The organism is Methylotenera mobilis 13 (assembly GCF_000384255.1).
Taxonomy (GTDB): domain Bacteria; phylum Pseudomonadota; class Gammaproteobacteria; order Burkholderiales; family Methylophilaceae; genus Methylotenera; species Methylotenera mobilis_B.
This window is the reverse complement of the sequence record NZ_KB913035.1, coordinates 1502171-1515578: the sequence shown is the minus strand read 5'-3', so window position 1 is coordinate 1515578 and position 13408 is coordinate 1502171. Positions and strand designations below refer to the sequence as shown.

Genomic DNA, 13408 nt, shown 5'->3' with positions numbered 1-13408 from the left:
ATGCCTTTGTTTGCATATAAAGGTCGAGATAATCAAGGTGCGCTAGTACAAGGCACTTTAGAAAGCACAGACAGTAGCAATGTCGCTTCTCAGCTATCAAGCCTCAATATCACCCCTATAGAAATAAAACCGCAAACAGCCAAAACAATGACTAAAGAAGTAAGCTTAGATTTTTTTGAAGAGAAAATCAGCACGCTGGATGTGATGTTGTTTAGCCGGCAAATGTATACCTTGCTCAAAGCAGGCATTCCTATCATGAATGCGCTCAATGGCTTGCAAGCATCTACACAAAACAAAACCTTTGGTTTAGTAATAGGCAATATCCGCGAAAGTCTTGCTGGGGGGCGAGAGTTGTCAGTGGCACTAGCACAACATCCTAAAGTGTTTTCAAGCTTTTATATCAGTATGGTGCGTGTTGGGGAAAGTACAGGCTTACTAGACAGCGTATTCTTGAGGCTATTCGAACATCTTGAATTTGAACGGTTTATGCGTGATCAAATTAAGGCAGCACTTCGTTACCCTACTTTCGTTGTGATTGCGATGGCGATTGCAATTGTCGTCGTGAACTTATTTGTGATTCCAGCATTTGCAAAAGTGTTTGAAAGCTTTGGAGCTGAACTCCCATTAATGACTAGAGTGTTACTAGGATTCTCAGGCTTTATGCAAGCCTCATGGCCTTATTTGCTAGTTGCAGGGATAGGTGCAATCTTGATGTTCCGCTCTTATGTCGCTACTAGTATTGGCAAGTATAACTGGGATAGTTTCAAATTAAAGACCCCCATCGCCGGCAAAATTATTCATAAAGCTACTATGGCACGCTTTGCCAGAAGTTTTGCCTTAGCAAGCAAAAGTGGTGTTCCTATTACCAATGGGTTAAAGCTTGTTGCCCAAACTGCCGATAACGATTATGTAGGCAGTCGTATTGACCAAATGCGAGAAGGTGTAGAGCGTGGCGAGAGTATTTTACGCACGGCCACTAATAGCGGCGTATTTAACCCGATTGTTCTACAAATGATTGCAGTAGGCGAAGAGTCAGGCTCATTAGATGATCTGATGGAAGAAGTCGCTGATATGTACCAACGTGATGTTGAATACGAAATTAAAACTTTAGGTGCACAGATTGAACCGATCTTAATCGTGTTTTTAGGCGTAATGGTGCTGATTCTGGCCTTAGGTATATTCTTGCCAATATGGGATTTAGGCAGTATTGCATTGAATAAAGGTTAATACAGTGCCCGCTTTTTTAAAAAAGCATCACATTGGCTTACATCGATTTGATTTTGCTATTACATTGATGATTATTAGTGTGTTAGCGACACTGCTTCTTTATAGTGTAAATCGCATTCAAAGTAATATTGAGAAGATGACACATGAAGCTGAACTTAACAATATTAGGTTGGCGATTGCTGAAAGTTGGGTGCATAAACACGCTACTCATGAGTCTGTGAACGTAAAAAATTTAGTCAACACTAACCCTATGCGCTTCATTAACGAGCTACCAAGCAACTATATTGGTGAGAAATCGGCCAAACCAGTAGATTTATATGGTATATGGTATTTCGATACATTTAGAAAACAGTTAGTATACGTATACAGTGATGCTACCGAAGTAAGATACGCATTAACCAACACAGCTATGAGACAAAGCAGCTCTCTGCTCAGTGCTGGCGGTCTAGATTTAGCACCGGTAGAATGACAATAGTTTTATCAAATAAAGGAAATGCTAATGAATAATAAAGTTAAAGGCTTCACCCTCATTGAGTTAATTGTCGTGATTATTATTCTTGGCATTTTAGCTGCGGTTGCATTGCCTAGATTTACGAACTTACAACGTGATGCACGTATTGCCAAGCTTAATGCGGCAAGAGGTAGCGTTGCGGCATCAGCAGCATTACTGCATGCGACTGTTCTTGCTAGAGCTAATATTGCAGATATTACCGCATGTCCTGGTGGCGGAACCGCTAATAACAGCAATGCGGCAACTGGCACAGTCTGTACGGAAAATGGTTTGGTTAACTTGGTAAATGCATATCCTGATGTAACAGCTATAGGCACTACTGCGGGTATCCTTTCAGCAGCTGGCCTAACTACCGCTTTTAATCCTACTCTTGTTCAATTAAGAGCTGATGGTTACAACTATACAAGTACAGGTAACGTTGCAACGTTTCAAATTCAAGGTGCTCCAACTATTGGTTCATGCCAATTTACTTACACTGAGGCAGCTGCCAATGGCGCACCTACAATTAGCGCTGCTGTAACCACAGGATGCTAACTTAATTAAGTATCAAGTTAGATTTGCAAAATAGTATAAAAGTAATTTAGGAATTTCAGATTTATTTAAAGTATTAATTTAACGTTTGAGGAGTCATCTGTAATGAAACATCAACAATCAGGTTTTACATTGGTAGAGTTAGTAGTGGTAATTGTGATTTTAGGTATTTTGGCAGCGACTGCATTGCCTAGATTTATTAACTTAACTGGTGATGCACGTATTTCTGCTGTAAATGGTATGGCTGGAGGTCTGCGTTCTGCAGTAGGTGTGGCACAAGCGAGATATTTTGCAACTGGTGATACAACTGCTACTACAGTTGATATGGTTGGCGCTACAGGTGCTGGTACAAATGTTACTGTTACTGCTGCTTCAGGAATACCTACAGGTGCAGCGACTGGTATTGGTCGTGCAATTACCTCTACGGATGGATTTACCGTAGATTACACTACCACAACAGCAGTGACTTTCAGACCCACTAATGGCGGAAGTGCCACTTGCCAAGCGAGTTATAACGACACAACTGGCGCAGTAACTGTTACAACTACAGGTTGTTAATAACACATGTCCAAACAACAAGATGTTTGGAAAATGCTATGCGTTTAAACTGAACTTAACAAATGCACCGATATAGTGGCTTTACTGTAGTAGAACTTGTAGCAGTCATTGTGATTACAGGAATCATTGCCGCAATTGCTGCTCCGCGTTTTATTGGCCGAGATGCTTTTGATGCTAGGGGTGCTTATGGCACCCTTATTTCTTCGTTACGTTATGCCCAAAAAACAGCGATTGCGCAGCGTACCAATGTATTTATCAACGTTGACTTAGGCGCAAGGACAATCTGCTTAGGTTATACAAATACTTGCAATCCAGCAGTCATTGACCCTGCTACACAAGCGCCCTACGCTAAAACATTACCGAATGGTGTGTCTCTTGCTTCCACTACGCCTAATATTGCTTTTGATGGCTTGGGTAGACCAATTCCCAATACTCAGGCGACTTTTCAGATTCAAAATACTGTTGTGCCTACAGAACCTACACGCACCATTACGGTAGAAGCAGAAACTGGCTATGTTCGATAACTTTATCAATCAGCGTTCACTTAATAATCGTAAGCCATATTTAATGAATAGAACATTTGAAGCTGGCGTGACTTTAGTTGAGTTAGTTGTTTTTATTGTGATTATGGGGGTTGCACTGGCTGGCGTGCTTAAAGTACTTGAAATCACTAGTCGCAATAGTGCTGACCCTCTCATCAGAAAGCAAGCGTTATCAATAGCGGAATCATTACTGCTAGAGATAGAACAACAGTCCTTTACCTTTTGTGACCCCGAGGACGCTAACGCATCATCCGCAACAAGCAATGCGGGATGCGCAACTCAAACACAAGATACAGACCCTGCTGGAACAGCTGCAATGACAGGCCCATTTCCTAATACTGAAAGTCGCTACAGCAATACAGCCTCTTATGACAATGTTGCTGATTACGGAGGCTTTACCATGCCTAATGCACAATGCGCTGGCATTTGTATTCCAGGCGACAATACCCCGCTTGCTGGTTTAAATGGATACGCCGCTTCGGTGACTATTAACAGAGCCGGCAATGTTTTAGGATTAAATAATGATGCTGCGCTTAGAATTAATGTCAGTGTCACCGGCCCTGCTAATACTACAGTTACGCTATCAGGTTATCGTGTTCGATATGCACCTAACATTTAACCGTCAATTATCATCGAAAAGATTACGTGATTCGCAATCACAGATGCGCATACTTACACATCATGGGTTCACACTCGTTGAATTGGTCATGGTCATTACGATTGTGGGCATACTCGCGGGCGGTGTGGCGCTATTTATTGGCAGGCCTACGCAATCATTTTTTGATACTGAGCGACGTGCTGATTTATCTGACCGTGCAGATACTGCGCTACGTAGAATTGCACGAGATATCAGAAACGCATTACCCAATAGCGTCAGAATCACCACAAGTGGCACTGACAGCTTACTTGAATTTACACCAGTCATTAACGCAGGACGCTATAGAGCGGAGGCTGGTACATCAGCAACAGATAATCCTTTAGACTTTTCTAATCCGGCTGATACAAGTTTTAATATATTAGGCTCGGCAATGACTGTCGCCAATAGCGATTCGCTGGTTATCTACAATTTAGGCATTGCTGGGGCCGATGTTTATGAAGGCTCTAATCGGCGCTTATTGAATAGTGCCAGCAATAGTAATACACTCAGTTTCACTGGCAGTAGCTTTCCATTGAGCTCTCCATCTAGTAGGTTTTATGTGGTATCAAATCCAGTGACCTATGCATGTGACATGACCAATCGCGTGTTATGGCGCTATCAAGGCTATGCTTTTCAAGCAACACAGCCAGCAAGCATTGCTACACTGGATGGCTTGCCGTCTGTACAGCGGCACCAGCTAGCTAACAACTTGTCTAGTTGCCAGATCACTTACACAGCTGGCATCTTACAAAGATCAGGGATTGTGTTTATCAATATCAGTATGATAGAAGACAGCGCCAAGGTAACCTTGATGCACCAAATCAATGTGGCTAACTCACCATGAATAAACAAACTAGCCGTGGTTTTTTACTGCCAGCCGCCATTTTCTTATTGGTCATTTTAGCGGCACTAGGTGCTTACGCTTTAAATATCAGTAGCACTCAACAGGCAACCTCTAAGCAAGATATTCAGGGTTCAAGGGCTTATCAGGCTGCTCGTGCCGGCCTGGAATGGGCTATATTTCAGGTGCTCGCTCCAGGAACTGCCAATCTTGTCAACTGCCCTACTCCAACGACTTTGACTATTGAAGGATTCACAGTCAATGTTACCTGTACTCAATCTGTTGATTATAACGAACAAGGAACAGATCGTACGATTCGTTTATTTGAAATCACATCCAGAGCAAGTTTTGGTGTTGCTGGTACAATTGATTACAGCGAGCGCCAATTACAAGCAACCGTAAGCAAATGCCGTGCTACGGATGCAACACCAGCTTATGAGTGCCAATAAAACCGATAAATACACTACATAATAAATGTCTAAAAACTTTATTTTAACCGCCAAATAAACAGAGCTGGGTAATGAATATCATCAATCTTCTACAGATAAAACCTTGTGTAAAACTAAGCACTCTACTGTTTATTGCAACGCTATTATCAATACCAAATGCATTTGCATACAATCTACCTGCTAATATTGGAACTTCACCTTTTAACAATTGCAGTCTTTCAAGTGGAACTACTTATAACTGTTCGGGTGACATATCTCTGGGGAATAACGGCACTATTAACGTTACAAGCCCCGTCACGCTGAATCTTACCTCAGGCTCGTTCAATGCAGGTAATGGCCTTACGATTACTAGTAACGGTTACGAATTCAACATTAATGTACTAGATGATGGGGAAGATGTAGATATCGGTACTAATTTTACTGGAAACGTGAACTTTACCGCTAACGACAGAATTAGATTTGGCAATAACGCAAGTGTCGTTGGAAATTTAACAGCAGATAGACTAGATTTAAACAACAATACTACGGTTACGGGTTATTGCTCTCCCAGCAACAGCAAATGTACAGCACCTCCTGCCCCTGTGCAAATAGCAGAGTTCCGTATGAATGAATCGGTTTGGTCTGGTACAACAGGGGAAGTACTCGATTCTATTGGAAGCTACTCAAGCAGGGCTTCTAGTTTAAGTGCAACAAAGCCAACAACAGCAAACACATCCCCAGCAATTACTGGAAGTCCTGGGACCTGTCGCTATGGCGTTTTTAATCGCACAAACAAAGATTATGTTGCTCTACCCTCAAGTTTTCCTAATATGGGTGCGAACGGCAATGCATTTACCATTACAGCTTGGATTAGAACAACAAACAACACTCTTCCTGGCCAACGTATTTTTGTTGATGATGAAAATAATAGTGGTGGTTTTGGTTTTAGTATCGGCGATGAAAACGCTACTGGCAGACTACGTTTTTTTAGTCGAGGAACTCCATCCGCACTAAGTTTAGACACTGGAAATGTTATTGCAAATAACACTTGGTATTTTGTAGCCGCAGTGGCGGACATCCCTAACAAAAGAAAACTTATTTATATATTTAATACATCTGGAACACTACTAACGAACGTAAGTGCAACATGGACAGAAAGTGCTTTTGGCTCAGATAACGGGATTGCATCGATTGGTGGTGAAACTAACGCCTCGGGAGAAGGTAATAACAATTTTGGCTTTGCAGGCAATATTGATGAATTAAAAGTCTTCCAATCCGCATTAAATAGCAGCCAGCTCAACGCAGTTCGTCAAGATACCAATGCATGCGCAACGCTAGACCATGTAAGACTAAGCCACGCAGGAAGTGGTCTGACCTGTACAGCTTCAATCGTGACCGTTAATGCATGCAATAGCTTTGACACTGCAAATAGCTGCACTGCGAATACTAATGGACTAAGCGGTAGTGTTATTGCTAAAAGTGCTAGTGGAACCATATTAACAACCGTGCCATTTACTATTCCTGTAGGTAGCAGTGCCACAACCATCAACGTACCTGTTACATCAGCACAAACCGTCACATTTGAAACTAGCAACCTATCAGTGACACCAGCGAATTTATGGACTTGCTGGAATGGTAGCACCTCAAGTTGCAGCCACACTTATAACGATTCCGGCTTTATCTTTGATGTACCTCATCATATCGCTGAAACCACTCAAACCGTTAATGTTAGTGCAGTAAGAAAATCGAACAACACACTGGCATGCACTCCAGCTTTTGCAAATACTAGTAAGAGTGTCAACTTCAAATGTAGCTACAATAATCCAGTTGTAGGCACACTGCCTGTTCGCATTAATAATACGCCGCTGAATGCTGCCAACAGCACCTCAGCCGCATGTGATATGACAGGTCGAAATATTAGTCTAACATTTAACGCATCCGGCGTTGCTAACACTAGCTTTCAGTATGCTGATACAGGTGATATATTGCTCAATGCAACTTATACAGGTGCAGGAACAGATGCTGGATTGAGTATGACTGGTAGCGATAACTTCACTTCAGCGCCTAAAGACTTTGTGTTTAGCAACACCACTACTGCACCTATCAAAGCTGGTAACAACTTCAACACAACAGTAACAGCAAGAAATGCCTTAAACGCAACCACCCCTAATTTCGGCAGAGAAAGCACTCCAGAAACAGCTGAACTTACTTTTAGTAAATGTCAGCCCACCGGCGTTAATGCTGCCAGTGGTAGTTTTACAGGTTCGTTAGGATCTTTCACAAATGGGGTTGCGACAGCCAGCAATCTCAAATGGTCTGAAGTTGGCAACGGAGACATCACAGCAACTTTAGATAGTGGTAGCTATTTAGGCTCGGGCATTAATGTTACAGGGAATACTGGCACAAGTGGTACGGTATGCAGTGGGACCGGCAATGTTGGCAGATTTATCCCTGACCATTTTGATACCATCGTGACGCAAGGATGTAATGCCGGTGGCTTTACCTACTCTGCGCAACCCTTTAATCTGCAAGTTAAAGCAATGAACGCCTCTGGCAATATCACTCAAAACTATGATGGCACAGCAAACACCACTCCTAATTTTTCTAAATCAACCACACTTAGTGATGGTAATGCTGTCACAAGTGGCTCGTTATTAAATAACAGTGTTGCTGCAGCTGCTTACTCACAGGGCACAGCTAATGCTACACCAAGCTTTATATTCAGCAGCGCACTCACCTCTCCTTCAACGATTACATTAAGAGCGATTGATACAGATGCTGTCAGCTCTTTAAGAGCTGTAGTTTCAAGTAGCATTGAGGGAAGCACACTAGTGCGAAGTGGTCGTATGCGACTACAAAATGCCTATGGCTCTGAGTTATTAGATTTACCTATGTCATTGATTGCCCAATATTGGAGTAATGGTTCGTGGGTACTTAATAGCAGTGATCTCTGTACAACAGGTATTAGTCTTGCATTTGCTGATCCAAACACAGGAGACGGACTGATTCCGAGCGAGCTATGCGTCTTAGATACAGGAAGCCCTGGTAATAGCGGCTTAGGTTGTAGCACTGCAGGTAGTGTTGCCAAAAGATTTAAAGAACCACCAGAAAATGGCAATTTCAATTTAACTTTAAAAGCACCTGGCAGTGGCAACTCAGGCACCATGAACGTTACAGCAACCGTACCTAATTGGCTAAAATATAACTGGACAGGGTCTGGAATCACGAACCCAAGTGCACGGGCTACTTTTGGTATCTACAAAACCCCCATTATTTACATTCGTGAAAACTACTAATCTACAAAACTTGCCAGTAATGTTTTGTTAGCTTGATGAATCAAAGCCATCTGTTAATAGTTAAAAATAGCATTTTTTTACAAATTAACGGTAACAAGTACATATATTACAATAAGTTACACCGTACAACTTAATGTAGTATATACTGTTTGTAAACGACAAGAGACTTAGGTTTCGATTAAATACCCAAGATGAAATTTTTTACCAAGAAAAAATTGCAAGGTTGGCTTTCTATAGAGCCGTCAGAACAGAGCACACAATTAGCTCATATAGAAAAAAGCCATGGGAGAAAACCTATGGTTAAAATGACTTTTTCTCAGGTTAAAAATGCTAAAGAGCCTTTTGATATTGAGTCTATCATTTCAGACATTGAACTTGATTTAGATAACTATCATTGCACCATGCTGATAAAGCAAGGTGAATACCAAATATTTCAGATTGAAAAACCAAATGTACCTGACAATGAACTAAAGCAGGCGATTGGCTGGAAACTAAAGGATATGATTGACTATCCTGTTGAGCAAGCAACCATAGATGTGATCAACATTCCCGCTGATGATAGTAAATCCAATCGACAGTCTTATGTTTATGCCGTATCTGCCAAAAATGTGCTGATTGGTGACTTCATGCAAAAGTTTACTGATATTGCTAAATCAGGACTAGAGGTCATTGATATTCCTGAAATGGCACAGAGAAATATAGCATCGTATATTGAAGAAGAAAACCGTGGGTTAGCTTTGTTATCTATTAACAAAAACGGCGGGTTACTTACATTCACAGCCAATAAAGCGCTATATCATGCTAGGCAGATTGAACTAAACACTGACGCTATTTCGAGTGAAAACAGTGAACAAAAATCTAGCATATTCGAAAGATTTTCCTTAGAGATTCAGCGCTCACTCGATAACTTTGAACGTCAGTTTCCTCAACTTGCAATCAATCGTCTGGTATTGGCCCCGTTCGTTGGTCGCGAAGACTTTTATGACTACCTTACCTCTTATTTGTACATTAAAGTTGAGCGATTAGATTTAGCAGATATTTTTGACTTTGAAGGTAGTGCAAAGCTTAATACCTTAGAATCCCAAGCCCTGTTCTTCCCTGCGCTAGGCGCTGCGTTACGTGATGGAGATGAACTGTGAGTCAACAGATAAATCTCGTCAATATTGCTTTAATCAAACAAAAGCCGTTTCTAACACTCAACAGCATGGCTGCCATGATAGTTGCAATGGCGTTTATTCTGCTGGGTTACTATACTTATCTGCAAAAAGAGGTTTCAGCGCTCAGTCTGCAACGCGAGCAAATGGCGAATGATCTCATCAACGTGCAAAATGAACTCAAAGCCTTAGCACTACTGCACGCACCTCATGATAAAGATACTTCGCTTGAGAAACAAATTACCCAATTAGAGCAAAAAGTAAAAGTTCAACAACAAATACTGACTTTACTCAGCCACAGCACAAACACTCCTGATAACAGCTACGCCGCCTTAATGCGCGCGTTTGCTAGGCAACGTGTTGAGGGCTTATGGTTAACAGGATTTAGTGTTGATAGCCAAACAGATACGCTTAATATTCAAGGTAGAGCACTACAAGGTGATTTAGTCCCTCAGTACATAAACCGCTTAAGCAACGAGCCTGCGTTAAAAGGAAAACTATTCTCAGGGTTGAATATTAGCTTACCTAAAGCAGATACGTTATCCAATAGTCCATCTATACCTGCCGCTATACCTCAAACGCAATCAGATAAATTAAACGATGTGAGGCTTAATGAACAAAACCCAACAACGACGACCAATATCCCCAATTTCATTGAGTTCTCTTTAGAGTCAAAATTGGATAACACATCAAGTCGGGCTATTAGCACCCTATCAAATGCAGCTAGCCAAGCGCCAGCAACTGGAGGTAAATCTTGAAAGCTGCACTGATAGAAAAATGGTCATCTCTTTCTAGTAAATTTGATGCGCTCAATAATCGTGAACGTTTAATGGTATTTGGAGCATCTGCATTAGTAGTTTACACAGCCATCAACATGCTATTAATCAGCCCATTAGAAATTAGCAAACAAAGATTCTTATCTGAAGTCTCTACAGATCAATCAGTCATCTTAGATTTACAGCAACAAGTTAGCATATTGAAAAACAAACAGCCTATTGACCCAAATGCATCTAACAAACAACGTATTTCGTCTTTAGAAATTGAGCTAGCTGCTATTGATACAGCAAAAAAACAACTAGATATCACCTTAATTAGCCCTGATAAAATGCCAGAGTTGCTAAGAGATTTGTTAGCTAAAAATGGCAAACTGAAGTTAATTGCACTCAATACGTTGCCTACACAAAATTTACTAGCGCAACCTGTTGATACTACTGAACTGCCAACTGCTGAACTAAACACTAATCAGGAAGAGCAGCTGGAAAATCCAGTCTTCAAACATGTTGTAGAAATTACAATAGAAGGTCGTTATTTAGATTTACTAGAGTATGTCTCTACGATAGAAAAAATGGATTGGCATGTGCTTTGGAACAACGCTGAGCTTTCAACAAAAGCGTATCCTAACAATCAACTTAAACTCACAGTTTACACGCTGAGTTTAGATAAAGCATGGTTGAGTATTTAAGCATGAACACGCACTTCATTACTTTTAAACACTTGATAAAAATAACGTCAAATTGGCTAATTGGTACAGCGTGTTTATTTTCGCTAAATACTGTGTTCGCTGAAACTCTCAATGACCCAACGCAACCCCCTGCAGCCTTTTATAATCAATCATCTAGCGGGCAAGGTGGTGAGTTGTTGAGTGGCCCCGTGTTACAATCGATTATCCTTGGTTCGAATTACCATGCAGCGATAATCAATGGGCAAAAAATTATGCTAGGGCAAAAATACGATGGTGCTACGTTAATTAAGCTTAACGAACGTGAAGCCGTGTTACGCAATCCTGATAGAAGCTTAAAAACATTAACGATGGATTTTTCAATACAGAAAAAAATATTGCCGGCAAAAAGCTCGGCAATACCGTCTAAACAACGAAGTCAATCCAAGTAAAGAATATTGCTCCATATAGATAGAATGAACTGAACGAGAACAAGATGCCGACAATTGCAATAAGACTATCTCCACTATTGATTGTAATGCTACTTACCAGCTGTGCAGGGTTTATGCAGGCTCATGACCAAAGCACGATTAATACAATCAAAGATGAGTTAACCGTTGGCGCAGAAAGTAAACCTGTGGCACCAACGCCAGTTGAAATCAACGATGCACTCTTACCTCCACTTAAAATTGAGATTCCAAAAACAACAGCTAAAAAGCTTGAGCAACGTTTTGATTTAGTCATTAATAATGCACCTGCCAACCAAGTATTAATGGGCATTGTTGGCGGCACTCGCTATAGCATGCTTGTTCATCCAGACATCAATGGCAATATCTCGGTGAACTTAAAAGATGTGACGGTATTTGAGGCGTTAGACGCACTAAGATCTCTGTATGGTTACGAATACAAAGTGGATGGTTCACGCATTTTCATTGAGCAACAGTCAATGCAAACACGAGTATTCCAAGTGAATTACATTGTTGGTCAACGTAGAGGCTCTTCAGACACACGTGTTACATCAGGCTCGATTAGTGGTGGGCAAAACAACCAACAAGGTGCTAATAACACTGGCAATACTTCACAAGTAACAAACAATATCGGTGGCTCCGGCAACAATAACAGCCGCCCACTGACTAGCACTAGTATTACGACCTCTTCCAACAATGATTTCTGGCAAGACTTAACTGACTCTCTTAACGGAATTGTCGGTAACGAAAATGGCCGCCGAATTATTGTGAATCTTCAGTCTGGCGTGATTGTTGTACGTGCAATGCCAAATGAGATTCGTAATGTTGAATCTTTTTTACGCTTAATGCAGGTGTCAATTGAACGACAAGTAATTCTTGAAGCAAAAATCATCAATGTTCAACTTAATGATTTATCGCAAAGTGGGGTCAATTGGTCTATTTTTGGCAGTAGCGGCTCGAACACAGGTATCGTAGGTAATATCAACGCAAATACACAACTGGCAAGTAGTGGTAATGGTAACTTAATTAGTGGTGATTTAGCGGCTGCTAATGGCAACGTAATCGCCAATGCAGCGACAACAGCATTGGGTGGTCCATTGTTTGCCATCGCACTACAAGGGGCTAATTTTTCAACTTTGCTATCATTCTTAGAAACGCAAGGCGATGTACAAGTGCTTTCTAGCCCACGCATTTCATCCATTAACAACCAGAAAGCTGTGCTAAAAGTGGGTACTGATGAGTTTTTTGTGACGGGCATTTCATCCAACACCACAGCATCTGTTGGTGCAACGACCACAGTGCCAGAAGTCATACTACAACCATTCTTTTCTGGCATTACGTTAGATGTCACACCGCAAATTGACAAAGATGACAATATCATCTTGCACATGCACCCTTCTATTAGCCAAGTATCTACGGTGAACAAGCAAGTAACCTTAGGTGGTACTGCCGGTCAAATTAACTTGCCTTTAGCTTCCAGTAATATCAGTGAAACTGATAGCATTGTACGCACACGTGATGGACGTGTGATTGTTATTGGCGGCCTAATGACTGAAAGTGCAACTAGCTCAAAATCAAAAGTACCTGGACTAGGTGATGTTAAAGGTATAGGTGCTGCCTTCCGCCAACAAGGTGCTTCTAAGACTAAGTCTGAGTTAGTGATTCTACTTAAAGCATCCGTTGTTCAAGGCCAAGAAAATTGGGCAAACGATATGCTATCTAGCAAGCAACGCATCGAAGAAATGCAAAGACCAGTGCCTACAGAGGATAAATAGCCC

Annotated in this window: 14 protein-coding genes; all 14 read left to right on the top strand. The window is 41.3% G+C overall.

What is annotated here, in order from left to right; all coding sequences use genetic code 11:
- Entirely contained in the window at positions 1-1227 is a 1227-nt protein-coding gene (locus A391_RS0107155) for a type II secretion system F family protein (RefSeq protein ID WP_019898369.1), read from the top strand.
- A 4-nt stretch (positions 1228-1231) separates the two neighbouring features.
- Positions 1232-1696 carry a hypothetical protein gene (locus A391_RS0107150; RefSeq protein WP_019898368.1) on the top strand — a complete coding sequence of 155 codons (465 nt, stop codon included), beginning with the start codon at positions 1232-1234 and terminating at the stop codon, positions 1694-1696.
- Between the two features lie 30 nt (positions 1697-1726).
- Positions 1727-2272 carry a prepilin-type N-terminal cleavage/methylation domain-containing protein gene (locus A391_RS0107145; RefSeq protein WP_019898367.1) on the top strand — a complete coding sequence of 182 codons (546 nt, stop codon included), beginning with the start codon at positions 1727-1729 and terminating at the stop codon, positions 2270-2272.
- Positions 2273-2374: 102 nt separating this feature from the next.
- Complete coding sequence (locus A391_RS0107140) at positions 2375-2827, top strand: prepilin-type N-terminal cleavage/methylation domain-containing protein (protein WP_019898366.1); 453 nt, start codon at positions 2375-2377, stop codon at positions 2825-2827.
- Between the two features lie 62 nt (positions 2828-2889).
- Positions 2890-3351 (top strand): pilus assembly FimT family protein, encoded by a 462-nt coding sequence (locus A391_RS0107135; protein WP_019898365.1) that lies wholly within the window; start codon positions 2890-2892, stop codon positions 3349-3351.
- Positions 3341-3988 (top strand): type IV pilus modification PilV family protein, encoded by a 648-nt coding sequence (locus tag A391_RS0107130; protein ID WP_019898364.1) that lies wholly within the window; start codon positions 3341-3343, stop codon positions 3986-3988. Before A391_RS0107135 ends, A391_RS0107130 begins: the two co-directional genes overlap by 11 nt.
- A gap of 43 nt (positions 3989-4031) precedes the next feature.
- The gene (locus tag A391_RS0107125; protein WP_029144050.1) at positions 4032-4850 is read left to right on the top strand and encodes a type II secretion system protein; all 819 of its coding nucleotides are present in this window, start codon (positions 4032-4034) and stop codon (positions 4848-4850) included.
- Complete coding sequence (locus tag A391_RS0107120) at positions 4847-5296, top strand: pilus assembly PilX family protein (RefSeq protein ID WP_019898362.1); 450 nt, start codon at positions 4847-4849, stop codon at positions 5294-5296. The genes A391_RS0107125 and A391_RS0107120 overlap by 4 nt, the downstream gene beginning before the upstream one ends.
- Positions 5297-5367: 71 nt before the next feature.
- Positions 5368-8571 carry a DUF6701 domain-containing protein gene (locus tag A391_RS0107115; protein ID WP_019898361.1) on the top strand — a complete coding sequence of 1068 codons (3204 nt, stop codon included), beginning with the start codon at positions 5368-5370 and terminating at the stop codon, positions 8569-8571.
- Between the two features lie 296 nt (positions 8572-8867).
- Positions 8868-9710, top strand: a complete 843-nt coding sequence (locus A391_RS0107110) for an agglutinin biogenesis protein MshI (protein WP_232416154.1) — start codon at positions 8868-8870, stop codon at positions 9708-9710.
- A complete protein-coding gene (locus A391_RS0107105) occupies positions 9707-10483 on the top strand; it encodes a PilN domain-containing protein (RefSeq protein ID WP_019898359.1) in 777 nt (258 codons plus the stop codon). The genes A391_RS0107110 and A391_RS0107105 overlap by 4 nt, the downstream gene beginning before the upstream one ends.
- Positions 10480-11187 carry a hypothetical protein gene (locus A391_RS0107100; RefSeq protein ID WP_019898358.1) on the top strand — a complete coding sequence of 236 codons (708 nt, stop codon included), beginning with the start codon at positions 10480-10482 and terminating at the stop codon, positions 11185-11187. The genes A391_RS0107105 and A391_RS0107100 overlap by 4 nt, the downstream gene beginning before the upstream one ends.
- A gap of 92 nt (positions 11188-11279) precedes the next feature.
- On the top strand, positions 11280-11615 hold the full coding sequence (locus tag A391_RS0107095) for a hypothetical protein (RefSeq protein ID WP_232416153.1): 336 nt from the start codon (positions 11280-11282) through the stop codon (positions 11613-11615).
- Positions 11616-11659: 44 nt separating this feature from the next.
- Positions 11660-13405, top strand: a complete 1746-nt coding sequence (gene mshL / locus A391_RS0107090) for a pilus (MSHA type) biogenesis protein MshL (protein ID WP_019898356.1) — start codon at positions 11660-11662, stop codon at positions 13403-13405.
- Positions 13406-13408: the final 3 nt, after the last annotated feature.